Genomic DNA, 25408 nt, shown 5'->3' with positions numbered 1-25408 from the left:
TTAATCTCTCTTCATCAGGCTTGTCTGCATGGCATTCCTCACTTCATCTGATAAGGCACTCTGGCATCTGGCTTTACCCATGATTTTCTCCAATATCACCGTTCCCTTGCTGGGACTGGTTGATACGGCGGTCATTGGTCATCTTGATAGTCCGGTTTATCTGGGCGGCGTGGCGGTTGGCGCAACGGCGACCAGTTTTCTCTTTATGCTGTTGCTGTTTTTGCGTATGAGCACTACCGGGCTTACTGCACAGGCTTATGGTGCCAAAAATCCTCAGGCATTGGCGCGTGCGCTGGTGCAGCCGTTGCTGCTGGCACTGGGGGCCGGAGCGTTGATTGCCTTACTGCGTACGCCGATTATCGAGCTGGCGCTGCATATTGTTGGTGGTAGCGAAGCGGTTCTGGAACAGGCGCGGCGCTTTCTTGCAATCCGCTGGTTAAGCGCACCGGCGTCGCTGGCGAATCTGGTGCTGCTCGGCTGGTTGCTCGGCGTGCAATATGCCCGCGCGCCAGTGATTTTGTTAGTGGTTGGCAATATCCTCAACATTGTGCTGGATGTCTGGCTGGTGATGGGGCTGCATATGAACGTGCAGGGCGCGGCGCTGGCGACGGTTATTGCGGAATATGCAACATTGCTGATTGGTCTGCTAATGGTGCGTAAAATCCTCAAACTACGCGGCATCTCCGGCGAAATGCTGAAAACTGCCTGGCGAGGAAACTTCCGTCGCTTGCTGGCGCTTAACCGCGATATCATGCTGCGCTCGCTGTTGTTGCAACTCTGTTTCGGCGCGATCACCGTACTTGGCGCGCGACTGGGGAGCGATATTATCGCCGTCAACGCAGTCCTGATGACGTTACTCACCTTTACAGCCTATGCGCTGGATGGTTTTGCCTACGCGGTTGAAGCCCACTCCGGTCAGGCGTATGGTGCGCGCGACGGTAGCCAGTTACTGGATGTCTGGCGCGCAGCGTGCCGCCAGTCGGGGATCGTGGCATTGTTGTTTTCGGTGGTTTATTTGCTGGCGGGTGAACATATCATCGCGTTGCTAACGTCGTTAACGCAGATCCAGAATCTGGCCGATCGCTACCTAATCTGGCAGGTTATTTTACCGCTGGTAGGAGTCTGGTGTTATCTGCTGGATGGTATGTTTATTGGCGCAACGCGCGCTGCCGAAATGCGCAATAGTATGGCAGTCGCAGCAGCAGGGTTCGCTTTGACGCTACTGACGTTGCCGTGGTTGGGTAACCATGGTTTATGGCTGGCGTTAACCGTCTTTCTGGCGTTGCGCGGGCTTTCTCTGGCAGCTATCTGGCGGCGTCACTGGCGCAACGGTACCTGGTTTGCCGCAACATGACGGTTAAAAGTTCTGAATAAATAATCCTAAGCCAAATTCCTGACTACACTTAATCCCACGTTCAGAAGAAAAGTGAGCGTACTCTCATTCACCACCTAACGATGAGGATTTGAATATGAATAAAGACGAAGTCGGCGGTAACTGGAAACAGTTCAAAGGTAAAGTGAAAGAGCAATGGGGCAAACTGACCGATGATGACATGACGGTCATTGAAGGTAAGCGTGACCAGTTAGTGGGTAAAATCCAGGAACGTTACGGTTACCAGAAAGATCAGGCAGAAAAAGAGGTTGATAGCTGGGAAAAACGCCATGATTACCGCTGGTAATTAATCCCTCCTGCCCGACGTGTACAAGGATGTACGCCCTCTTAACGCGGTTTCTTTTTAACCTGCACAGAGTGATCATGCTGGCACTGTTCAGGATGACGACACGCTTCAACTTCCACACATGCCGCACAGAGACCATGTGCTTCAATCACATTATGCCGCAGGGCAAAACCCATTTTTGCCGCCAGCGTATGCATAATGTCTTCCACGCCTTCTGCACACTCTTCTTTCACTGCGCCGCAGCGATCGCAAATAAACATGGCTGACGTATGGGTGGGCTGATCGAACAGATGGCAGAGCACATAGCTGTTGGTGGATTCCACCTTATGCACAAAACCTTGTTCAAGCAGAAAATCGAGCGCGCGATAAACCGTCGGCGGCTTGGCTTGCGGCTCGGCTTCGCGCAGCAAATCAAGTAGATCGTAGGCGCTGATAGCCCCTTCTTGCAGGCTCATCAGGCGCAGCACTTCGAGACGTTGCGGTGTCAGGCGCACATTACGCTGCGCGCAGAGTTTTTCAGCCTGCGCCAATAACTCCTGCGTTGTGGTCTTTTCCATTGTGCACCTCGAAAGTGGGGTTAAGAATGTCCTTACTTTACCATAATTCTCACTTAAACGCCGACAACCGGGCATCGAAGCTGCCACATTGCCTGATCGCATATTCGTTATGCTATAGTAGCGCCCCCAATTCACCAGATGCTTAAAAAATCGCCATGTCAGCAGAATCACAAACCGCTTATCCCGCATACCGTTTCTCTATTGCTCCTATGCTCGACTGGACGGACAGACACTGCCGTTATTTCCTGCGTCTGCTCTCCCGTAATACGCTGCTCTATACCGAAATGGTGACCACAGGGGCGATTATTCACGGTAAAGGTGATTACCTGGCTTACAGTGAAGAAGAGCATCCGGTGGCGTTGCAGTTGGGAGGTAGCGATCCGGCGGCGCTGGCGCAGTGTGCGAAGCTGGCAGAAGCGCGCGGATATGATGAGATCAACCTGAATGTCGGCTGCCCGTCAGACCGGGTACAGAACGGCATGTTTGGCGCGTGCCTGATGGGGAATGCGCAACTGGTGGCTGACTGCGTAAAAGCGATGCGCGACGTAGTGTCGATTCCAGTGACGGTGAAAACGCGTATTGGCATTGACGACCAGGACAGCTATGAATTTCTCTGTGATTTTATCGACACTGTTTCCGGCAAAGGCGAATGCGAGATGTTTATTATCCATGCGCGCAAAGCCTGGCTTTCTGGTTTAAGTCCGAAAGAAAACCGTGAGATCCCGCCGCTCGATTACCCGCGTGTCTATCAACTGAAGCGTGATTTCCCGCATCTGACTATGTCGATTAACGGCGGCATCAAGTCACTGGAAGAGGCTAAAGCACACCTGCAACATATGGATGGCGTGATGGTCGGGCGTGAAGCGTATCAAAACCCAGGCATTCTGGCGGCGGTGGATCGAGAGATATTTGGTTCCTCGGATACCGATGCCGATCCGGTGGCGGTGGTACGCGCTATGTATCCGTACATTGAGCGTGAACTCAGCCAGGGGACGTATCTCGGTCATATCACCCGGCATATGCTGGGGCTGTTCCAGGGGATTCCTGGTGCGCGGCAGTGGCGGCGGTATTTAAGTGAAAATGCCCATAAAGCGGGCGCTGACATTAACGTGCTGGAACATGCGCTCAAACTGGTAGCGGATAAGCGTTAATTTTTCACCACAAAGTAGTCAAATTCACCACGCCCTGCGCTTCGACGCGGGGCGTTTTGTTGATAAATCAATATGTTATTTCTGGCATGATTCTTGTAAAGCCAGCAAGAGATTTCATTTTTGGGAGAACATCATGCTGGAACTACTTTTTGTGATTGGCTTTTTTGTCATGTTGATGGTCACCGGCGTTTCATTGCTGGGCATTATCGCTGCGCTGGTTGTGGCGACGGCCATTATGTTCCTCGGTGGGATGCTGGCATTGATGATTAAGTTGCTGCCGTGGCTGCTGTTGGCGATTGCGGTAGTGTGGGTGATCAAGGCGATTAAAGCGCCAAAAGTGCCTAAATATCAGCGTTATGACCGCTGGCGTTACTAAGGGATTGTGCGGATGATCACAACCTCGGGTTTTATCCTTAGAACAAAATAGGAATTGATAATCAAATCTGTCACTATTGCGCGTCAAACAAATTCATCGAGCTGTACCCTACATACAGCCGAACTATAAAAGAAAGGGCTTCCCAGGTGGAAGCCCAATTTCTTTATGGAATCAGTAAGCTGGAACCCTGCGTCGCCCGGCTTTCCAGAATCTCATGCGCACGCCGCGCATCCTTCAGCAGGTATTTCTGATGTTCTGCGACATCCACTTTAATTACGCCGCTGGCAATCAAAGAAAACAGTTCATTACTGGCTTCGGTTAACTCATCCCGCGTGGTGATATAGCCTTGCAGGGAAGGGCGTGTCACATACAGCGAGCCTTTCTGATTGAGAATGCCTAAGTTCACACCCGTCACCGCGCCTGATGAGTTGCCAAAACTGACCATTAAACCGCGACGTTGCAGGCAATCCAGCGAGCGTTCCCAGGTGTCTCTACCCACGGAATCGTACACTACGCGCACTTTCTTGCCGTCGGTAATCTCTTTTAACCGCTCGACCAGATTCTCTTCGCGATAGTTAATGACCTGCCATGCCCCGGCTTTTAAGGCGCTTTGCGCTTTTTGCGCCGTTCCCACGGTGCCGATAAGTTTTGCCCCTAAGGCTTTTGCCCACTGACAGGCAATTAAGCCCACGCCGCCAGCAGCCGCATGGAACAGGAACTGTTCGTCAGGTTTGATTTCATACGTTTTGCGTAGCAGATAATAAACCGTTAAGCCTTTCAGGAATGATGCAGCGGCTTGCTCAAAAGAGATCGCCGCGGGAAGAATTGCGGCTTTATCGGCATTGACGTTATGCACAGAGCTGTAAGCCCCTAACGTTGACTGTGCATAAACCACGCGATCGCCTGCTTTAATATGCTTCACGCCGCTACCGACTTTGCTCACGATGCCAGCCGCTTCTGTGCCTAATCCACTGGGCAGCGATGGCGGCGGATAAAGGCCGCTGCGGATATACGTGTCGATAAAATTAATGCCAATGGCTTTATTTTCGACCTGGATTTCATTCTCCGCCGGATCGGCAGGCGTGAACTCCACGGCTTGCAGAACTTCCGGGCCACCGTGCTTGTGAAATTCGATGCGTGTTGCCATTTAAACTCCTTAACTGAGCGACATATCTGTTTTAAGCCTAACAGTAGTCGCCGGGCCGCGCGGGGATTTTTTCCGGGCAGTGGTCACAACCCGGAATATCTCTGGTCAGTATTGAAACAGCGTCGCCGCAATCCAGTTTTGCCACTGGCGCTCAAAGTTGGTTAGCGTTGATACGCCCCGCTCACGGCACAAGCGAATCCAGGCATGGCAATCATTAGCTTCCAGACAAACACAAATCATGTATTGCCGGGCATCCTGATTTTCTGGTCGAAAACGCCAGGTCAGGAGTGGCCCACCTGGCGTTTGCGGTGTGATACCGGCTTCGCCATCATAGACAGCCCTGGCGCCACGACTCCCGCCACCATTTTCGATATAGCATTGTAAAGAGCGCAGTACAGCCAGCGCCAGTTGCGCACTTTGCCGCCACTGGAAAGATTGGGCGAGGCTGTTTTCATCGCTTTGAATGCCTTCCCGGCGAATATCTTCACAAAGTGTTGCTATGGTTTGCGCGGCAGTGTTGATCCCCTGCGTATGACACAAAATTGCAGCATGGTGGCTCATGGTATTTTGTATCGTTTCTCGCACGTCGTCGCGCAGCAGCCCCTGATTCAGGAACTGTTGCGCCTCATTAATCGTGCTGAGAATTTGTTGCCTCTCGAGAGGGCGGTCCTGACTTTTCTGATGAGCAATATGCAATGCACAGCGGCGGGCGAAAACTTGCCCGGCATTGAGCGCCGACCCACCAGGACGCGTCACACCATGTGTTCCGGCATTTTCTCCGGCAGCATAACAACCAGTTAGCGATGTACGCCCCCAAATATCAACATCAATTCCGCCATTAAGATGTTGATTATTTAGCGTAAATTTTAGCGGTGAGGCTGTGAGATCATGACCATGCATCTGATACAAACGAATAGCCAGAGGATTCATCTGTGTTAATCGCGCCAGCGGTTGCGCCAGCAGGGCGTGATTTTGTTGCAGATAGTCGATGACATCATCATCCAGTTCCCGCAGGTTGAATGGCGTTCCGTCCGCTGCGGGTTCGGGTTCCCGCAGAAAATCGAGGAAAACATCGCGCCCTTTTTGTGTCTCCTCATACACCGCGACATCCAGCAGGCTGGAGCCATATTCCAGCATTCGTTCCGCGTGAAACGGCCACTGGTAACCTTTGCGAAATATCGCGGAGGCCAGCATACGAGTCGTGGGGTAATAAGCTGCCAGAAAATTATACTGACGTCCGGAGTGGTCCTGCGAGTAGATGCGCGGCATCGCTTGCATGTAAGTACCGGAAAGATTCCACGGAAATTGGCTGCGCGGTGTACCGATACCAAACTGACTCTCCGTAAGATTCACCAGGCTTATACCTGCTTCCAACGCCATGCCCAACGCACTAAAACAGTTCACCGGATAGACACTGTCACGATAAAGTTCACCTGGCCCGCCCGTGGCTAAAACCAGATGTTGGCAGCGAATTACTACCATTCGCCAGGGATTATCCCGACAGGCTTTATCGATAGCGATCACCCCTACGACTCGTCTGTTTTCTCCTTCACCGCGGGTCAGGATACGAATCGCCGTTGTGTGATCGCGCAGAGGAATATTAAGGCGCATTGCCTCCAAAGCCAGAACTTTAACCATCAGGCGAGAAGTTCGTGGGCCGCAACTGGTGGCGCGACCGAACTCATCGTGATCGGTTTGATAACGCAACGTTGCGCCAAAGAGATCTTCTGGCAGATCCAGACCCAGATATTTCAGTACTTCACAGGTGTTCACTGAGCCGACGGCTTCAACATAGGCAGTGTCATGATCCATCGAACCGCCCGCCGCCAGAGTGTCACTTAATGCCAGAAAATGGTCACCATTTGCACGGGTATTGGCGGTGTGGAGCGTTTGTTTATCAGAACCAGAACAGGCGGAAGTACCCCAGAAAACTTTGCTGGAAGCGACCATGACATCGACATTTTGCCGTTTCAGCTCGACGGCAGCTCGCCATCCGGCAGCACCACTGCCTAGCACCAGCGTGTTGCAGCGGTACTCAGGTAAAATGGCGCCGTTAAGGTCGATACTACCGCTGGCTTGAGCCAGCGGTGAGTAATGGGGCATTTTGATATCAGTGAGCGCCGTTAGCGTTTCGTCAATCATTGCGTCCCACCTATTTCATCAGACTTTCGATTAAGCCGCTCATTGCCATATAGCCCATGATTAGCGTAAATGCGCTTATGGCAATAAACATGACGTTTTCCCAGCGTGAGCAACGATATTCGCCCATTAACGAAGGCTTGTTCGCCAGCCAGAACATACATAAAACAGTCAGCGGCAGAATAATGGCGTTAAAGGCCTGGCTGGCAATCATCACCAATACCGGGCGTGCGTGGAACAGCGGCACAACCAGACAAAGCAGAGACATAACCGTCATCAGGATACGGTAACCTGGGCTAACTTCGTTGCTGGTATCACGCCAGTCAGCCAGCAGCCAGGGCGTTAACAGTAAATTCGGGAACTGACTGGAAAGCCCGGCAGCAACAATACCGATAACAAATAGTCCCACGGCAGCCGAGCCAGCAATAGGTTCGAGAATAATGACCATTTGCGAGGCGTTATTTAAACCTGTGCCAGTTTGATACAACGTACCCGCAGCCGCAGCCATCACCGCCGCACTGATGATGAACATCATTCCTGCACTGACAATGGCATCACGATTTTGATGAGGCAGATTGTCCACACCCCAACCATTACTTTTTACCAGAGTCGTGCGCATAAGAAACATTGCTGGCGCTACGGTTGTACCCACCATGCCAGAAATTATCAGAAATGGCGTACTGTTATCGCCAGCGACAGGATCGGGAACAGACGGAATAAATCCGGCCAGCAGATCTGCGACCGGCGGCATCATAATGAAAAAATTAATCACAAACGCCAGCCCCATAATGCCAACCAGCGCGGAGAGGATTTTGTCGAACCCGGCGTTGCTGTTGGTCCAGAGCATCACGTTAATCATAATGACCATCGCGATAGCCCAGGCGAGTGCTGAGATACCGCCACTAAACCAGGTCGTGGACCATGTTGCCATTACATCCGCCAGAATGCCCATTACCCCCATAATGGAACCACTCACGGCAACGGTTAACCCGATCAGAAACAACATAGCAACGCCAGGATGGATATGGCGACGAAATGCAGTCAGCGCGCGTTCACCTGTGACGGAAGCATAACGACCATAAATACGGATTAAAAACCAGGTAACAATGCAAGAAAGCGCCACGGCCCACATCAGCGAGACGCCATAGTTTGCACCCGCTTTCGCCATAGTGGTGATACTGCCTGTCCCAATGCTGTAGCCAATAAGAAAGATGCCAGGCGCAAAGGCCGCAAGTTTTGTCATTATTCGCCGGAATAAAGAAGGCGTTTGGGGAACAGAGGTTGTCATATTCATTATCTTTCTTTCCTTGTAAGAGGCTTTCAGCGCGCCTGAAAGTGCGGGAGACGCTTCTCGGCGAATGCCTGACTTCCTTCACGAGCATCTTCAGTAGTGGCGGAAAAAGCGCCAGCAAGCGCTTCAAGCGTCGAGGCAACGGCAATACCTTCTCCGGCATCGATAACTTGCTTGGCGATCTGCACAGCAACCGGAGCACGTTGGGCGATACGTTGTGCCAGTTGCAGCCCGGCGTCGTGTAACGCTTCCCAGGTGACAACACGATTCACCAGCCCGCAGGACAGCGCACGCTGTGCATCTAGTGGTTCGCCGGTAAATACCAGTTCTTTCACCAGTGAACGCCCAAGTAGTGCCGTCAGCCGCTGCGTTCCTGACCAGCCAGGCACTGTCGCCAGTCCGGTTTCTGGTAGCGCCATCCGAGCCTCGGCGCTACAAATACGGATATCGGCGGTAGCAGCCAGTTCCAGACCACCGCCATAAGCCAGCCCGTGCACCAGGGCGATTACGGGGTGTGGCAGTTGTGCCAGAGCGTCAAATGCCTGATGACCGCGGCGGATCCAGTTGCGCCACATATCAAGTGCAGAAAGAGAGGTCCAGCGATGAATATCCGCACCGACACAAAACGCTTTTTCACTGGCGCTGGTCAGCAGAACCACGCGGATCTCCGAATCCGTTTCCAGCGTGTGGCAATGTGTCAGCAGCTGTTCAAGCATCTCCGGGGTTAATGCGTTGAGTTTCGCCGGACGATTAATCACCAGAGTGGCAATGAAACCGTTGCGCTGGAGGTCAATAGTGCCGTTATTCATGGTGACGTCCTTGTTGAAAATAGTGGGGATTCATTAGCTTGAGATCGTCTGCCAGACGGAGTGGGGCATCGCTTTGGGCGAGAATGTCGCGTTCAGGATCAATACCAGGGGCAATTTCTGTGACCAGTAGCCCGTCTGGTGTTAATTCCAGAACGCAGCGTTCAGTGATGTACTGCACTTGCTGCCCGAGTCTTATTGCGCGTTTGCCGGAGAACGTCACGTGGGCGACTTCTTGCACCAGCTTTTTGGCTTTGCCTTCTTTAATGATACGCAGCTGACCATCATCCAGTTGCAGCTGGGCACCAGCATTGAAAAAGCCAGAGAAAATAATTCGCTTCGCATGTGAAGTGATATCAATAAACCCACCGCATCCGGCAGTGACATGTGGACGGGCAGGCAGATGCGAGACGTTTACTGAGCCATCTGCGCCGATTTGTAAAAATGACATCAGAGTGAGATCAAAACCCCCGCCCTGGAAATAGGTGAACTGCTGGGGAGAGGGCAAAAATGCTTCTGCATTAGAGGCGCAGCCGAATTGAAATTCCAGTAGTGGAACTCCGCCAATTGCGCCCTGTTCCAGCAGCCAGGTGACATCACCGTGGCGACCTTGTTCCAGTAAAATACGCGGTACATTGGCAGAAATACCAAAGCCAATATTTACCGCATCTCCACTTTGTAGTTCTTGCGCGACTCGCTGGGCAATAACCCGCGCCGGGCCATGTTCCATATAACGAAAGGCGGACAGCGGACGACTGATTTCGCCGGAAATGGCAGGTTCGTATTGTGTTTGCGTGGTTTGTGTTTGTTCCGGCTCAATCACGATGTAATCCACCAGTACACCCGGAATACGCACCTCTTTTGGTTTCAGACTTCCGGCGGCAACCTGCCGTTTTACCTGCGCAATTACGATGCCACCGTTATTGCGAACAGCTGTGGCCTGTTCCAGTGGCCCAAGATAAGCCCCTTCATGTTCATAAGTCAGGTTGCCGCGTTCATCGGCAGTGGTAGCGCGAATGATCGCTACCTGGGGCACGATGCTGGGGAAAAACAGCCAGTCGTCGTTAGCAAATCGAACACGTTCAACCAGAGATTGTTGCGCCGCTTTTTCATTCATTGCGCCGCCCTGCAACAGGGGATCCACATAGGTATCCATGCCTGTTTGTGTCAGCACGCCAGGACGATGAGCCGCCGCTTCCCGGTGCATATCAAATAAGATCCCGGAAGGCAGATTCCAGGCGGGGATCGCGTTGTCATTGATCATTTGCCAGATTAACGGAGGCGTCATTGATGATGGCCCGGAGGGGTAGGAGCCAGCGATCACTTTTGCCAGTAAACCCGATTGCGCCAGATGATCGATGCCTTTTACGCCATACATATCACCTGCGGCGATAGGGTGGATGCTGGTGATGTTTTGCGGATGTCCGGCATGTTGAAAGCGTTCACCTATTGCTGCCAGCACGGCATCAGGACACCCCATTCCACTGGAGGAGGAGACGGTGACAACTGCGCCATCAGCAATCAAATCTGCAGCTTCCGATGCAGTGATCGTGCGTACAGAGCACATAATAATTTCCTTATTTCGATATAAAAATAATTAAAAATATCAATGTAAAACAACATAATAGTGATTATAAATTAATTGGAACGATCTAATTTATGCGTAATTTGTACGATTGGCGTGCAAAAAATACAACAAGGGAAGTATGAATCTGTGATCGAAACGACGATCTCCTGCGATCCATGGCGTTAACGGATCGCATGAGTAAAAGGAGATTATGATAAAGTAAATGCCTTGATCTTATGGGGGGTTGGAGTAGTCATGGCGAAGTCGGATACAGGAAGAAAGCGGGTAACATTAACCGATGTTGCACGTGCGGCTGGCGTTTCGAAATCGACCGTGTCGCTGGTACTCAACGACAGTCCGCTTATCAAAAAAGAGACGCAACAAAAAGTCCAGCAAGCCATTGAGCAATTAGGCTATGTCTATAACCGTTTTGCTGCCAATCTGCGTTCGCAAAAATCGCTGACTATCGGCGTGGTGATTGATGATTTGACCAACCCTTTTTTCGCTGAATTTACAATGGGCCTTGAGATCACGCTGGCGGAGCACGGTTTTATCACCGTAATGTCCAATACCTCCCAGCGTAGCGATCGGCAAAAACAGGTACTTGATACCTTGCTGGAACACCACGTCGCGGGCATTGTCCTCTGTCCAGTAAACAGCACCTCAGAAGCCGATTTACAGCGTTATGCCAACAGTTCCACACCCTTATTAATCACAATGCGCCCTCTGGACTGGCAACAATTGCCCGTCGATTACGTTGGCGTGGACAGCCACGCAGGCGTCCGGGAAGCTACGGAATATCTCATTCAACAAGGGCACAGAGACATCGTGTTTATTGGGGGACTTACGCACCATATGCGTTATCAGGGATACCTGGAGGCGATGAATCATCATGATTTACAGCCGTGGAGCACTGATGCTTTTTCGCTGCGCGCTGAACCGACTCAGGCCAACGGTTACCAGTTGATGCAACAACTGTTGGATATGCCTTCGCCACCCACAGCGGTGATTTGTTATAACGATTTAATGGCTTTTGGCGCGGAGTCGGCACTGGGCGAAAGAGGATTATTTGCCGGGGAAGATATTTCGTTGATTGGTAATGATGGCGTGGCGGCTTGTGCTTACAGTAACCCGCCGTTAACCACAATTGCGGTAGAGCCATTGGCTCTGGGGAAACAGGCGGCGCAGCAAATTTTACGGCGTATTGCGCAGCCAGACGCACCGCTCAGCCATTACGTCTATCGCCCAACCCTGCAAATTCGCGCTTCTACCGGAAGACGGGGGCGTTAAATGCTGTAGCGAGAAACTGTTTCTCGCTATACTCTCTATCCCTTTTTAACAGCAGGTAACTCCATTCACTATGGCTGGAAATAAACCCTTCAACAAACAGCAGGCTGAGCTTCGCGAACGCGATCCACAAGTTGCCGGGCTGAAAGTGCCTCCGCACTCGATCGAAGCGGAGCAGTCGGTGTTGGGCGGTTTAATGCTGGATAACGAACGCTGGGACGATGTGGCCGAGCGTGTAGTGGCAGACGATTTCTACACCCGTCCGCACCGCCATATCTTTACCGAAATGGCGCGTTTGCAGGAAGGTGGTAGCCCGATAGACCTGATAACTCTGGCGGAATCGCTGGAGCGCCAGGGGCAACTTGATAGCGTCGGTGGTTTCGCTTATCTGGCAGAGCTGTCAAAAAATACGCCAAGTGCGGCGAACATCAGCGCTTATGCTGACATCGTGCGGGAACGTGCTGTTGTCCGTGAGATGATCTCAGTTGCTAACGAGATTGCCGAAGCTGGTTTTGATCCGCAAGGGCGCACCAGTGAAGACTTGCTGGACCTTGCTGAATCCCGCGTCTTTAAAATTGCCGAAAGTCGCGCCAATAAAGACGAAGGGCCGAAGAACATCGCCGATGTGCTCGACGCTACCGTGGCGCGTATTGAGCAACTGTTCCAGCAGCCGCACGATGGCGTCACCGGGGTAAACACCGGCTATGACGATCTCAACAAAAAAACCGCCGGTTTGCAGCCGTCGGACTTGATTATCGTCGCGGCGCGTCCGTCGATGGGTAAAACGACATTTGCGATGAACCTCGTCGAAAATGCGGCGATGTTGCAGGATAAACCGGTACTTATCTTCTCGCTGGAGATGCCATCGGAACAGATTATGATGCGTTCTCTGGCATCGCTGTCGCGCGTTGACCAGACCAAAATCCGTACCGGGCAACTGGATGATGAAGACTGGGCGCGTATTTCCGGCACGATGGGCATTTTGCTCGAGAAACGTAACATCTATATTGATGACTCCTCCGGTCTGACGCCAACGGAAGTGCGCTCGCGCGCGCGTCGTATTGCCCGTGAGCACGGCGGCATCGGGCTTATCATGATCGACTACCTGCAGCTGATGCGTGTGCCGTCACTTTCCGACAACCGTACGCTGGAAATTGCAGAAATCTCCCGCTCGCTGAAAGCGCTGGCAAAAGAACTGAATGTGCCGGTGGTGGCCCTGTCCCAGTTGAACCGTTCTCTGGAACAACGTGCCGACAAACGTCCGGTCAACTCCGACTTGCGTGAATCCGGCTCCATCGAGCAGGATGCGGACTTGATCATGTTTATCTATCGTGATGAGGTTTATCACGAGAACAGTGATTTGAAAGGCATCGCGGAAATTATTATCGGTAAACAACGTAACGGCCCAATCGGGACGGTACGCCTGACCTTTAACGGTCAATGGTCGCGCTTCGACAACTACGCGGGGCCGCAGTACGATGACGAATAATAATTATTTTATGTATTAGGTAATTAAAGCAAACACTTATCAAGGAATACAAATGCAAGCGGCAACTGTAGTGATTAACCGCCGCGCTCTGCGACACAACTTGCAACGTCTGCGTGAACTGGCCCCCGCCAGTAAACTGGTTGCGGTGGTGAAAGCGAACGCTTATGGTCACGGTCTTCTTGAAACCGCGCGAACGCTTCCTGATGCCGACGCCTTTGGCGTAGCCCGTCTCGAAGAAGCCCTGCGGCTTAGAGCAGGGGGCATCACGCAACCTATATTGTTACTGGAAGGCTTTTTTGAAGCAGACGATCTGCCGACGATTTCCGCTGAACATCTGCATACTGCCGTGCATAACGAAGAACAGCTTGCTGCTCTGGAAGAGGCCAGTCTGGAGGAGCCAGTTACCGTCTGGATGAAACTCGACACCGGTATGCATCGACTGGGCGTTTTACCGGAACAAGCTGAGGCGTTTTATCAACGTCTTACGCAATGTAAAAACGTCCGTCAGCCGGTGAATATTGTCAGCCACTTTGCTCGCGCTGATGAGCCAAAATGCGGCGCGACTGAGAAACAACTCGATATCTTCAATACCTTTTGCGAAGGCAAACCCGGCAAGCGTTCAATCGCCGCATCGGGCGGAATTTTGTTATGGCCGCAGTCGCATTTTGATTGGGTGCGCCCGGGCATCATTCTTTACGGCGTGTCACCGCTGGAAGATGGCTCCACCGGTGCTGATTTCGGTTGCCAGCCTGTGATGTCACTGACCTCCAGCCTGATTGCCGTGCGTGAGCATAAAGCGGGTGAACCGGTAGGCTATGGCGGCACCTGGATTAGCGAACGCGATACCCGCCTTGGCGTGGTGGCGATGGGCTATGGCGATGGCTACCCGCGCGCCGCGCCGTCCGGTACGCCAGTGCTGGTTAATGGTCGTGAAGTGCCGATTGTTGGTCGCGTGGCGATGGATATGATTTGCGTAGATTTAGGTCCACAGGCGCAGGATAAAGCCGGGGACCAGGTCATTTTATGGGGTGAAGGTTTGCCCGTAGAGCGTATCGCAGAAATAACAAAAGTGAGTGCTTACGAACTTATCACGCGCCTGACGTCAAGGGTCGCGATGAAATACGTGGATTAATCGTTCTGTAATAGTTGATTGTCTGTGCCGGATGCGGCGTGAATGCCTTATCCGGCACGTAATATCTTGTAAATTCAATAAATTGATATTCTCGCATAGGCCTGATAAACGTCATGCATCTGGTGGTTTTGCGTTTGTCATCAGTCTTACCCTCTGGTTAATTGCCGTTCGTCGCTGAACATCCTCTCGATCTTCGCCATCTTCCGGTTTATTGTGTTTTAACCACCTGCCCGTAAACCTGGAGAACCATCGCGTGTTTCAAAAAGTTGACGCCTATGCTGGCGACCCGATTCTTTCGCTTATGGAGCGTTTTAAAGAAGACACTCGCAGCGACAAAGTGAATTTGAGTATCGGTCTGTACTACAACGAAGACGGGATTATTCCGCAACTAAAAGCTGTCGCGGAAGCGGAAGCGCGTCTGAATGCACAACCTCATGGCGCTTCGCTTTATTTACCGATGGAAGGGCTGAACAGCTACCGCCATGCCATTGCGCCGCTGCTGTTTGGCTCTGACCATCCGGTGTTACAACAACAGCGTGTGGCGACCATTCAGACGCTCGGTGGTTCGGGGGCATTAAAAGTAGGCGCTGACTTCCTGAAACGCTACTTCCCGGAATCAGGCGTCTGGGTCAGCGATCCTACCTGGGAAAACCACGTAGCAATATTCGCTGGGGCTGGATTCGAAGTGAATACTTACCCCTGGTATGACGAAGCGACTAACGGCGTGCGTTTTAATGACCTGTTGGCGACGCTGAAAACATTACCTGCCCGCAGCATTGTGCTGCTGCATCCTTGTTGTCATAACCCAACGGGCGCCGATCTCACCAACGACCAGTGGGATGCGGTGATTGAAATTCTCAAAGCACGCGAGCTTATCCCATTCCTCGATATTGCCTATCAAGGATTTGGTGCCGGTATGGAAGAAGATGCCTATGCCATTCGCGCGATCGCCAGCGCCGGATTACCTGCTCTGGTGAGCAATTCATTCTCGAAAATTTTCTCCCTCTACGGTGAGCGTGTCGGCGGTCTTTCTGTGGTGTGTGAAGATGCCGAAGCCGCAGGTCGCGTACTGGGGCAGTTGAAAGCAACTGTTCGCCGCAACTACTCCAGCCCGCCGAATTTTGGTGCGCAGGTGGTGGCTACGGTGCTGAATGATGCGGCGTTAAAAGCTAGCTGGCTGGCAGAAGTGGAAGAAATGCGTACCCGTATTCTGGCGATGCGTCAGGAACTGGTGAAGGTATTGAGTAAAGAGATGCCAGAACGCAATTTTGATTATCTGCTTAAGCAGCGCGGCATGTTCAGTTATACCGGTTTAAGCGCTGCTCAGGTTGACCGACTGCGTGAAGAGTTTGGTGTTTACCTGATTGCCAGCGGCCGCATGTGTGTTGCCGGACTTAATGCGCAAAATGTGCATCGCGTGGCGAAGGCGTTTGCAGCCGTGATGTAATGTCGTTAGCAGGTGGTTGAACAGCCGCCTGCTCAATTTTAACTTGTTGATATAATTATTATCATTGAGAATAGAGAGAAAGAAAAACTCTGCCCCTCATATAAAGCCGCTCACTTCTGGTAAGCGATATTAACCACGGACTAAATGGATATACCTACTCCATGGATAGACATTAAGCTATTAAAAAACACGAACTTCTCTCATGTGATCCTGCTCCCTTTCTCTAACAAAACCGCAGATAATCCTTCCTTTCCTCCGCTGCTGGCGTTATGGTCAGATGGTTTTTTCAACAAATCTCACAATAAAAAGTTTTAACTTACTGACTATTTAGGGAAAAATATGCGCAAGATCACACAGGCATTGAGTGCCGTTTGCTTATTGTTCGCTCTAAACAGTTCCGCTGTTGCCCTGGCCTCATCACCTTCACCGCTTAATCCGGGTACTAACGTAGCCAAACTCGCTGAACAGGCGCCAATTCATTGGGTTTCAGTCGCCCAAATTGAAAACAGTCTGGCAGGACGCCCACAGATGGCTGTTGGGTTTGATATTGATGACACTGTTCTGTTTTCCAGCCCTGGATTCTGGCGCGGCAAAAAAACGTTCTCGCCAGAAAGCGAAGATTATCTAAAAAACCCAGCATTCTGGGAAAAGATGAACAACGGTTGGGATGAATTTAGTATTCCAAAAGAGGTCGCGCGTCAGCTGATTGATATGCATGTCCGCCGTGGCGACACCATTTTCTTTGTGACAGGTCGTAGCCCTACGAAAACTGAAACAGTGTCAAAAACGCTGGCTGATGACTTTCACATTCCTGCAACCAGTATGAACCCGGTGATTTTTGCGGGCGATAAAGCAGGACAAAATACAAAAACGCAGTGGCTACAGGATAAAAATATCCGAATTTTTTATGGTGATTCCGATAACGATATTACCGCTGCACGTGATGTTGGCATCCGTGGCATCCGCATTCTGCGAGCCTCCAACTCCACCTACAAACCCTTGCCACAAGCGGGTGCATTCGATGAAGAGGTGATCATCAATTCAGAATACTGATAAGTCGGGAGAGCGCCTGACTCTCCCGAATGCTGTTTTTTTAATCGCACCTTTATCCTTTCGCTGTCTTGCTGCAAACTGATTAAGAGAGTTTTATCAAGGAGCAGCACATGTGGTTTCAAAAGACGCTCACGCTTAGCGCTAAATCTCGTGGGTTTCATTTGGTAACGGATGAAATCCTGACTCAACTAGCTGATATGCCGCGTGTTAATGTCGGTTTACTGCACCTGTTGCTGCAACACACTTCCGCCTCTCTGACACTTAATGAGAATTGCGACCCCACAGTACGCTATGACATGGAGCGTTTTTTCCTCCGCACCGTTCCCGACAACGGAAACTATGAGCATGACTATGAAGGGGCAGACGATATGCCTTCTCATATCAAATCCTCGATGCTGGGGGTATCGCTCGTATTGCCAGTGCATCAGGGGCGTATTCAGACCGGCACCTGGCAGGGAATATGGCTTGGGGAACATCGCATCCACGGCGGTTCGCGTCGCATTATCGCGACACTACAAGGGGAGTAAAAAATGACCATTTCGGAGTTGCTACAATATTGCATGGCAAAACCAGGCGCAGAACAGAGTGTGCATAGTGACTGGAAAGCAACGCAAATCAAAGTGGAAGATGTGCTGTTTGCGATGGTGAAAGAAGTGGAAAATCGCCCAGCGGTTTCGCTGAAAACCAGCCCTGCGCTGGCCGAGCTTTTGCGACAGCAGCATAGCGATGTTCGTCCCAGTCGGCATCTGAACAAAGCGCACTGGAGCACCGTATATCTCGACGGCTCGTTGCCGGATTCGCAAATCTATTATCTGGTCGATGCGTCTTATCAGCAGGCGGTGAATTTGCTGCCGGAAGAAAAACGTAAATTGCTGGCGTAACTCTGAAAGGAAAAAGCCGTTCAGCAAGCGGCCTGAGAATGATGACAAACGCAAAATTGCCTGATGCGCGACGCTTATCAGGCCTACGTAACCCATGCAATATATTGAAATTGCATGTTTTTGTAGGTCGGATAAGGCGTTCACACCGCATCCGGCAAGAACAAAGCGCACTTTGTCAATAATCTGAGGCCGCTCAGAAAGCGGCCTTAACGATTACAGCATCGGCTTGAGGAAGCGTGCCGTGTGTGATGCTTCACACTCCGCGACGGTTTCTGGCGTACCGGAGACGAGGATCTCGCCGCCGCCGCTACCACCTTCCGGCCCCAGGTCGACAATCCAGTCTGCGGTTTTGATTACGTCGAGATTGTGCTCAATCACCACAATGGTGTTGCCCTGATCGCGCAGTTTATGCAGCACGTCGAGCAGTTGCTGAATATCGGCGAAGTGCAGGCCGGTAGTCGGCTCGTCGAGAATATACAGCGTCTGCCCGGTGCCGCGTTTTGACAGCTCACGCGCCAGCTTCACACGCTGGGCTTCACCGCCGGAAAGCGTGGTTGCGGACTGCCCGAGGCGGATATACGTCAGGCCAACATCCATCAACGTTTGCAGCTTACGCGCCAGTGCAGGTACGGCATCGAAGAACTCTCGCGCCTCTTCGATGGTCATATCCAACACTTCGTGGATGGTTTTGCCTTTGTACTTAATCTCCAGCGTTTCACGGTTATAGCGTTTACCTTTGCACTGGTCGCACGGTACGTAAATATCCGGCAGGAAGTGCATCTCCACTTTGATTACGCCATCGCCCTGACAGGCTTCGCAGCGTCCGCCACGGACGTTAAAGCTGAAACGCCCCGGCGTATAGCCGCGCGCACGAGATTCCGGTACGCCCGCAAACAGTTCGCGCACAGGCGTAAACACGCCAGTATAGGTCGCCGGGTTAGAACGCGGAGTACGACCAATCGGGCTTTGGTCGATATCGATGACTTTATCGAAATGCTCAAGTCCCTGAATATCGCGATACGGTGCCGGTTCGGCGATGGTTGCGCCGTTCAACTGGCGTTGGGCAATCGGGAACAGCGTGTCGTTAATCAGCGTCGATTTACCAGAACCTGAAACACCTGTAATGCAGGTAAACAGACCGACCGGCAGCGTCAGCGTTACGTCTTTCAGGTTGTTGCCACGCGCGCCTGTCAGCTTCAACACTTTTTCCGGATCCGCCGGAACGCGTTTCTTCGGCACTTCAATCTTGCGTTTACCGCTCATGTACTGCCCGGTCAACGACTCCGGCACGGCCATAATCGCTTCCAGCGGACCTTCCGCGACCACTTCACCGCCGTGTACACCCGCGCCTGGACCAATGTCGATAACGTGGTCAGCGGCGCGAATCGCGTCTTCGTCGTGCTCCACCACAATCACGGTATTACCGAGATCGCGCAGGTGGATAAGCGTACCCAGCAGGCGTTCGTTATCGCGCTGGTGCAGGCCGATAGACGGCTCATCCAGTACATACATCACGCCAACCAGCCCCGCGCCAATCTGGCTCGCCAGACGGATACGCTGGGCTTCACCGCCGGAAAGCGTTTCTGCCGAGCGGGAAAGTGTCAGATAGTTCAGACCGACGTTAACGAGGAATTTCAGACGATCGCCAATCTCTTTGAGGATTTTTTCTGCAATCTTCGCCCGCTGACCAGCGAGTTTGAGATTGTTGAAAAACTCCATCGCATGACCAATGCTCATGTCGGAGATAGCTGGCAGCGGCGTATTCTCGACATACACGTGGCGTGCTTCCCGACGCAGACGTGTTCCGTCGCAGCTGGTACACGGGCGATTGCTGATAAACTTGGCTAACTCTTCGCGTACCGCGCTGGATTCCGTCTCTTTATAACGGCGTTCCATATTATGCAGCACGCCTTCGAACGGATGACGACGAATGGAGGTATCGCCACGATCGTTCATGTATTTGAATTCGATGTTTTCTTTGCCAGACCCGTACAACACCACTTTATGCACGTTCGCGCTCAGGCTGCCCCACGGCGCTTCGACGTCGAACTTATAGTGATCTGCCAGCGATTTCAGCATCTGGAAGTAATAGAAGTTGCGGCGATCCCAGCCACGGATCGCACCGCCAGCCAGCGACAGTTCCGGATTCTGGATCACGCGGTCAGGATCGAAATATTGCTGTACGCCGAGGCCGTCACAGGTCGGGCAGGCCCCCGCCGGGTTGTTAAACGAAAACAGACGTGGTTCCAGTTCACGCATACTGTAGCCGCAAATCGGACAGGCGAAGTTGGCGGAAAATAGCAGCTCTTCCGCTTTTGGATCGTCCATATCAGCGACGACCGCTGTACCGCCAGAAAGCTCCAGCGCCGTTTCAAACGACTCAGCCAGACGTTGGGTGAGATCGTCGCGCACTTTGAAACGATCAATAACCACTTCAATGGTGTGTTTCTTTTGCAGTTCCAGTTTCGGTGGATCGGAAAGATCGCAGACTTCGCCATCTATGCGCGCACGGATGTAGCCTTGACTTGCCAGATTCTCCAGCGTTTTCGTGTGTTCGCCTTTGCGCTCTTTAATAATCGGCGCCAGCAGCATCAGACGTTTACCTTCCGGCTGCGACAGCACGTTATCCACCATCTGGCTGACAGTTTGCGCCGCCAGCGGAACATCGTGGTCCGGGCAGCGCGGCTCACCGACGCGAGCGTACAGCAGACGCAAATAGTCGTGGATTTCGGTGATTGTCCCCACCGTAGAGCGCGGGTTATGAGACGTCGATTTCTGTTCAATTGAGATGGCGGGTGAAAGCCCCTCAATATGGTCGACGTCCGGCTTTTCCATCAGTGACAGAAACTGCCGCGCGTAGGCGGAAAGGGATTCAACGTAACGACGCTGCCCTTCGGCATATAAGGTGTCGAAAGCGAGCGAGGATTTGCCAGAACCCGAAAGCCCGGTCACGACAATGAGTTTGTCGCGGGGGATAACGAGGTTGATGTTTTTTAGATTATGGGTGCGGGCGCCCCGAACTTCGATCTTATCCATTCACCTTTCCCGGATTAAACGCTTTTTTGCCCGGTGGCATGGTGCTACCGGCGATCACAAACGGTTAATTATGACACAGAATGACCTGAATGAATATACAGTGTTGGAATGTGAAACCCAGAGCGCGATGTAACAATGTTTGACCAGAATTGTTTAGCGGAACCGAGGTCACAACATAGTAAAACCGCTATTGGTAATGCTACAATCGCGCGTTTACACTTATTAGAACGTTTTTTTTCAGGAGACATGAACATGGCCAGCAGAGGCGTAAACAAGGTTATTCTCGTTGGTAATCTGGGTCAGGACCCGGAAGTACGCTACATGCCAAATGGTGGCGCAGTTGCCAACATTACGCTGGCTACTTCCGAATCCTGGCGTGATAAAGCGACCGGCGAGATGAAAGAGCAGACTGAATGGCACCGCGTTGTGCTGTTCGGCAAACTGGCTGAAGTGGCCAGCGAATATCTGCGCAAAGGTTCCCAGGTTTATATCGAAGGTCAGCTGCGTACCCGCAAATGGACCGATCAATCCGGTCAGGATCGCTACACCACGGAAGTGGTGGTGAACGTTGGCGGCACCATGCAGATGCTGGGTGGTCGTCAGGGCGGTGGCGCTCCGGCTGGCGGTAACGTCGGTGGCGGTCAGCCGCAGGGCGGTTGGGGTCAGCCTCAGCAGCCGCAGGGTGGCAATCAGTTCAGCGGCGGCGCGCAGTCTCGCCCGCAGCAGTCCGCTCCGGCAGCGCCCTCTAACGAGCCGCCGATGGATTTCGATGACGATATCCCATTCTGATTTTGTTTTAAAACAATAGATTATATTGTTTTAAGGTAGGTGATTAGCGCATCTGCCAGGGATAAAAAAAGAAGCCTCCATAATGGAGGCTTCTGCATATCACACCAAAATCATCGGCCATTGTGGCGGTGCCTGATTTGTGGCTTCGACCATTACCGACTCAATATTGTGCCAGATTGCGGCAATATCCATCATGGTGATTCCGAGCAGTCCCATCGCGAACCAGCAGGCGGAAACAACGCCCAGGCCACTACTGATCACCGCGAGTCCTACGTAATCAGACCGACGAAAACGGATGTTGAGCGTACTTGCCAGAAACATCAGTACGGCGCTAAGAAGCTGCCAGCGAAGAAGAACCACGCCAGTGGTGAGGGTAGCCATCGAACATTTCCTCTGAAAATAACCGATGCCCTGGACAGCACGGTGTTGTTCACGGGAGGCGTGATGCACTCTGGCTATCATGGGGCTTGCAAAATACCAAAATGAAACAATTAGTGCGTTTCATTATTTTTGTGAACTATATCACAATTGGTTGTTTGTTAGCCAGATAGAGTCGCTATTTTTATTAGCATGCTTATTTTGTGGTTTTTCAGTGGCGTCGCGGAAATACAAAATATCGTATCTTCCTGATTGACTCGCATTTTTTAGTAAATTCTTTTTGATATCAGCGTGTTATTTTTAATAAAACAACGATTATAAAGGTATCAATTTCAAATCAGGCAAAAGTGCTATTTATACCGTAAGATTTATCTAACGTCGTCGGTGGCCAGGGTTTTCACCTTGCAATGACCAGCTATAACCAGACAGGGAATTGATAGAAATGAGTCATCGTGCACGACACAAATTGCTGGCGTTGCCGGGCATTATCTTTGTAGCACTCCTCCCCATCATCCTGTCACTATGGATTGCCTTCATTTGGGCAAAATCAGAAGTGAACAATCAGCTTCGTGTCTTTGCCCAACTGGCGCTGGATAAATCCGAGCTGGTCATTCAACAGGCAGATTCAGCGAGCGATGAAGCGAAACGCTATCAGGGGCAAGTTTGTACACCGGATCATCAAAAGCGAATGTTGAATATTATTCGTGGCTATCTTTATATCAATGAACTGATATATGCCCAGGATAACCATTTTTTATGTTCTTCACTTATCGCCCCTGCTGACAGATATATGATCGCCCCCGCGGATTATAAGCGTGACCCTGACATTTCTATCTATTATTATCGCGATACCCCTTTTTTCTCCGGTTATAAAATGACTTATATGCAGCGGGGTAATTATGTGGCGGTCATCAATCCTTTATTCTGGAGTGAGGTGATATCTGACGATCCGACGCTACAATGGGGCGTGTATGATACGGTGACGAAAACCTTTTTTTCGTTAAGCAACCAGGCCTCGGCTGAAACGTTTACTCCGTTAATTCATCTGAATGATTTAACGGTGCAACGAAATGGTCATTTGTATGCAATGGTACATTCAACAAAACGCCCAATAGCGGCCATTGTTGCCACTTCAAATAAACGCCTTATCGCTCATTTTTATAATCATCTTATTTTTGCTTTGCCCGCAGGTATTTTTTGCAGTCTGGTACTCCTGTTACTCTGGTTGCGGATTAGCCAGGAGTACCAGTCACCCAAACGCAAATTGCAACGCGCCCTCGAAAAAAGACAGCTTTGTCTTTATTACCAGCCAATTATCGATATCAAAACAGAAAAATGTATTGGCGCTGAAGCGTTGCTACGTTGGCCAGGTGGTCAGGGGCAAGTGATGAGTCCGGCAGAGTTTATCCCATTGGCGGAAAAAGAGGGGATGATTGAGTTAGTCACTGATTATGTTATTGATAATGTATTCAGCGATCTGGGGGCGTATCTGGCAACACATGCCGATCGCTATGTTTCTATTAACCTGTCGGCCTCCGACTTTCATACATCGCGTTTAATTGCGCGAACCAATCAGAAAATAGAGCAATACGCGGTGCGTCCGCAGCAAATTAAATTTGAAGTTACTGAACATGCGTTTCTTGATGTCACCAAAATGACGCCGATTATTCATGCTTTCCGTCAGGCCGGTTATGAAGTTGCGATTGATGACTTCGGTATTGGCTACTCCAACTTACACAACCTTAATTCATTGAATATCGATATTTTGAAAATCGATAAATCGTTTGTTGAGACGCTGACCACGCACAAAACCAGCCATTTGATTGCGGAACACATCATTGAACTGGCGCACAGTCTGGGGCTAAAAACGATAGCGGAAGGGGTAGAAACGTCGGAGCAAGTTAATTGGCTGCGCAAACGCGGCGTGCGTTATTGCCAGGGCTGGTACTTTGCAAAGGCGATGCCGCCGCAAATGTTTATGGAATGGACAGGGAAATTACCCGCACATGAGTTAATGTGCGGGAAATAATTCTAGATACGGTGGCGATAATCGCTGGGAGTGCGATCAAACTGCCGACGGAAAACGCGGGAAAAGGTCTGCTGCGAGACATACCCAAGATCCATTGCGATATCAAAAATAGGGCGCTCGGTGGTGCGCAACTCAACGGCAGCCAGTAACAGGCGGCGTTGACGAATGTAATCACCAAGTGTCTGATGCGTTACCGTGCGGAACATCCGCTGTAAGTACCACTTTGAATAACCTGATTTTTTTGCGACGACATCAATGTTCAGTGGCTGGTCAATATGCTCGTCAATCCATGCGATAAGATCCTGAATAATTTTCTGATGGGACATAAATCTGCCTCTTTTCAGTGTTCAGTTCGTTAATTCATCTGTTGGGGAGTATAATTCCTCAAGTTAACTTGAGGTAAAGCGATTTATGGAAAAGAAATTACCCCGCATTAAAGCCTTGCTCACCCCAGGCGAAGTGGCGAAACGCAGTGGGGTAGCGGTATCTGCACTGCATTTCTATGAGAGCAAAGGGCTGATTACCAGTATTCGAAATAGCGGCAATCAGCGACGATATAAGCGTGATGTGCTGCGATATGTGGCGATTATCAAGATTGCTCAACGTATTGGCATTCCATTGGCGACTATTAGTGAAGCATTTGGTGTGTTGCCTGAAGGGCATACATTAAGCGCCAAAGAGTGGAAGCAGCTTTCTTCGCAATGGCGAGAAGAATTAGATCGGCGCATTCATACCTTAGTGGCTCTGCGAGATGAACTGGACGGTTGTATTGGCTGCGGCTGCCTTTCGCGTAGCGACTGCCCGTTGCGTAACCCGGGCGACCGCTTAGGGGAAGAAGGTACTGGCGCGCGTTTGCTGGAAGACGAGCAAAACTAAAGCGCCACAAGGGCGCTTTAGTTTGTTTCCGGTCTTTGTCTTTCACTCTATCCCGCTGGTACACAGGAGGGTTTCCCCCGACGTCAACACACCTCATTCGAGCACGTGGTGGAGGTTCCGGTTGGTGTTGATACTTTAATTGTATGCCGCCTCCGTATCTTCGCCAGTGCAAAAAGACGTTTTTTAGACGCAATGTTTTTGCCATCTTGCACGATTTTTTACTGCAACCCTTCGCTACAAGCTACCTACAAATGCCGTAATTTTGCGCATCGACGATAACGTTTGCGCATCAATTGCC

23 protein-coding genes are annotated in these 25408 nt (G+C 51.2%); 14 read left to right on the top strand and 9 right to left on the bottom strand.

The window, feature by feature from the left end:
• Positions 1-28 precede the first annotated feature (28 nt).
• On the top strand, positions 29-1354 hold the full coding sequence (gene dinF, locus FEK66_RS05525) for an MATE family efflux transporter DinF (RefSeq protein ID WP_130205792.1): 1326 nt from the start codon (positions 29-31) through the stop codon (positions 1352-1354).
• 115 nt (positions 1355-1469) lie between these two features.
• Positions 1470-1679 carry a CsbD family protein gene (locus FEK66_RS05520; RefSeq protein ID WP_001030602.1) on the top strand — a complete coding sequence of 70 codons (210 nt, stop codon included), beginning with the start codon at positions 1470-1472 and terminating at the stop codon, positions 1677-1679.
• 41 nt (positions 1680-1720) lie between these two features.
• Here the strand turns inward: FEK66_RS05520 and zur are convergent, their stop codons facing one another.
• Entirely contained in the window at positions 1721-2236 is a 516-nt protein-coding gene (zur, locus tag FEK66_RS05515) for a zinc uptake transcriptional repressor Zur (protein WP_130205794.1), read from the bottom strand.
• A 155-nt stretch (positions 2237-2391) separates the two neighbouring features.
• Between zur and dusA the strand changes: the two genes are divergently transcribed.
• On the top strand, positions 2392-3387 hold the full coding sequence (gene dusA, locus FEK66_RS05510) for a tRNA dihydrouridine(20/20a) synthase DusA (RefSeq protein WP_130205796.1): 996 nt from the start codon (positions 2392-2394) through the stop codon (positions 3385-3387).
• Between the two features lie 133 nt (positions 3388-3520).
• On the top strand, positions 3521-3763 hold the full coding sequence (pspG, locus tag FEK66_RS05505; protein ID WP_000891404.1) for an envelope stress response protein PspG: 243 nt from the start codon (positions 3521-3523) through the stop codon (positions 3761-3763).
• Positions 3764-3926: 163 nt separating this feature from the next.
• Here pspG and FEK66_RS05500 read toward each other — a convergent pair whose 3' ends face one another.
• The 5 genes from FEK66_RS05500 to FEK66_RS05480 all read right to left on the bottom strand — a co-directional run bounded on the left by FEK66_RS05500 (position 3927) and on the right by FEK66_RS05480 (position 10713).
• The gene (locus FEK66_RS05500; RefSeq protein ID WP_135495165.1) at positions 3927-4910 is read right to left on the bottom strand and encodes a quinone oxidoreductase; all 984 of its coding nucleotides are present in this window, start codon (positions 4908-4910) and stop codon (positions 3927-3929) included.
• Positions 4911-5015: 105 nt separating this feature from the next.
• Entirely contained in the window at positions 5016-7052 is a 2037-nt protein-coding gene (locus FEK66_RS05495; protein ID WP_135495164.1) for an FAD-binding protein, read from the bottom strand.
• A gap of 10 nt (positions 7053-7062) precedes the next feature.
• Positions 7063-8292 (bottom strand): Nramp family divalent metal transporter, encoded by a 1230-nt coding sequence (locus tag FEK66_RS05490; RefSeq protein WP_165383314.1) that lies wholly within the window; start codon positions 8290-8292, stop codon positions 7063-7065.
• 77 nt (positions 8293-8369) lie between these two features.
• Entirely contained in the window at positions 8370-9149 is a 780-nt protein-coding gene (locus FEK66_RS05485; RefSeq protein ID WP_135495163.1) for an enoyl-CoA hydratase-related protein, read from the bottom strand.
• Positions 9142-10713, bottom strand: a complete 1572-nt coding sequence (locus FEK66_RS05480) for a CoA-transferase (protein ID WP_130259471.1) — start codon at positions 10711-10713, stop codon at positions 9142-9144. The genes FEK66_RS05485 and FEK66_RS05480 overlap by 8 nt, the downstream gene beginning before the upstream one ends.
• Positions 10714-10968: 255 nt before the next feature.
• Here FEK66_RS05480 and FEK66_RS05475 point away from each other — a divergent pair, with 255 nt between their 5' ends.
• The 7 genes from FEK66_RS05475 (at position 10969) to FEK66_RS05440 (ending at position 18002) form a co-directional block, all read left to right on the top strand.
• Positions 10969-12003, top strand: a complete 1035-nt coding sequence (locus FEK66_RS05475) for a LacI family DNA-binding transcriptional regulator (protein ID WP_130205808.1) — start codon at positions 10969-10971, stop codon at positions 12001-12003.
• Between the two features lie 70 nt (positions 12004-12073).
• Entirely contained in the window at positions 12074-13489 is a 1416-nt protein-coding gene (gene dnaB / locus FEK66_RS05470) for a replicative DNA helicase (RefSeq protein ID WP_130205810.1), read from the top strand.
• Positions 13490-13541: 52 nt separating this feature from the next.
• Entirely contained in the window at positions 13542-14621 is a 1080-nt protein-coding gene (alr, locus tag FEK66_RS05465; protein WP_130218569.1) for an alanine racemase, read from the top strand.
• A gap of 253 nt (positions 14622-14874) precedes the next feature.
• The gene (tyrB, locus tag FEK66_RS05460; RefSeq protein ID WP_135408644.1) at positions 14875-16068 is read left to right on the top strand and encodes an aromatic amino acid transaminase; all 1194 of its coding nucleotides are present in this window, start codon (positions 14875-14877) and stop codon (positions 16066-16068) included.
• A gap of 339 nt (positions 16069-16407) precedes the next feature.
• Complete coding sequence (gene aphA / locus FEK66_RS05450) at positions 16408-17121, top strand: acid phosphatase AphA (protein ID WP_130205816.1); 714 nt, start codon at positions 16408-16410, stop codon at positions 17119-17121.
• Between the two features lie 110 nt (positions 17122-17231).
• On the top strand, positions 17232-17648 hold the full coding sequence (locus FEK66_RS05445; protein ID WP_130205818.1) for a secondary thiamine-phosphate synthase enzyme YjbQ: 417 nt from the start codon (positions 17232-17234) through the stop codon (positions 17646-17648).
• Between the two features lie 3 nt (positions 17649-17651).
• The gene (locus tag FEK66_RS05440) at positions 17652-18002 is read left to right on the top strand and encodes an MmcQ/YjbR family DNA-binding protein (RefSeq protein ID WP_135408646.1); all 351 of its coding nucleotides are present in this window, start codon (positions 17652-17654) and stop codon (positions 18000-18002) included.
• A gap of 213 nt (positions 18003-18215) precedes the next feature.
• Here the strand turns inward: FEK66_RS05440 and uvrA are convergent, their stop codons facing one another.
• The gene (uvrA, locus tag FEK66_RS05435) at positions 18216-21038 is read right to left on the bottom strand and encodes an excinuclease ABC subunit UvrA (protein ID WP_130205822.1); all 2823 of its coding nucleotides are present in this window, start codon (positions 21036-21038) and stop codon (positions 18216-18218) included.
• A gap of 252 nt (positions 21039-21290) precedes the next feature.
• Here uvrA and ssb1 point away from each other — a divergent pair, with 252 nt between their 5' ends.
• Entirely contained in the window at positions 21291-21827 is a 537-nt protein-coding gene (gene ssb1, locus FEK66_RS05425; RefSeq protein ID WP_000168309.1) for a single-stranded DNA-binding protein SSB1, read from the top strand.
• Between the two features lie 99 nt (positions 21828-21926).
• Here ssb1 and FEK66_RS05420 read toward each other — a convergent pair whose 3' ends face one another.
• Positions 21927-22208, bottom strand: a complete 282-nt coding sequence (locus FEK66_RS05420; RefSeq protein ID WP_064525602.1) for a YjcB family protein — start codon at positions 22206-22208, stop codon at positions 21927-21929.
• 439 nt (positions 22209-22647) lie between these two features.
• Here FEK66_RS05420 and FEK66_RS05415 point away from each other — a divergent pair, with 439 nt between their 5' ends.
• Entirely contained in the window at positions 22648-24234 is a 1587-nt protein-coding gene (locus FEK66_RS05415) for an EAL domain-containing protein (protein ID WP_135495162.1), read from the top strand.
• Between the two features lie 2 nt (positions 24235-24236).
• Here FEK66_RS05415 and soxS read toward each other — a convergent pair whose 3' ends face one another.
• Complete coding sequence (gene soxS, locus FEK66_RS05410) at positions 24237-24560, bottom strand: superoxide response transcriptional regulator SoxS (RefSeq protein ID WP_000019357.1); 324 nt, start codon at positions 24558-24560, stop codon at positions 24237-24239.
• Between the two features lie 85 nt (positions 24561-24645).
• Between soxS and soxR the strand changes: the two genes are divergently transcribed.
• Positions 24646-25110, top strand: a complete 465-nt coding sequence (gene soxR, locus FEK66_RS05405; protein WP_000412432.1) for a redox-sensitive transcriptional activator SoxR — start codon at positions 24646-24648, stop codon at positions 25108-25110.
• Positions 25111-25408: the final 298 nt, after the last annotated feature.

This window comes from Escherichia sp. E1130, from assembly GCF_005781065.1.
Taxonomy (GTDB): Bacteria; Pseudomonadota; Gammaproteobacteria; order Enterobacterales; family Enterobacteriaceae; genus Escherichia.
The sequence above is the reverse complement of the archived record's forward strand: the minus strand, read 5'-3'. Positions and strand labels throughout refer to the sequence as shown.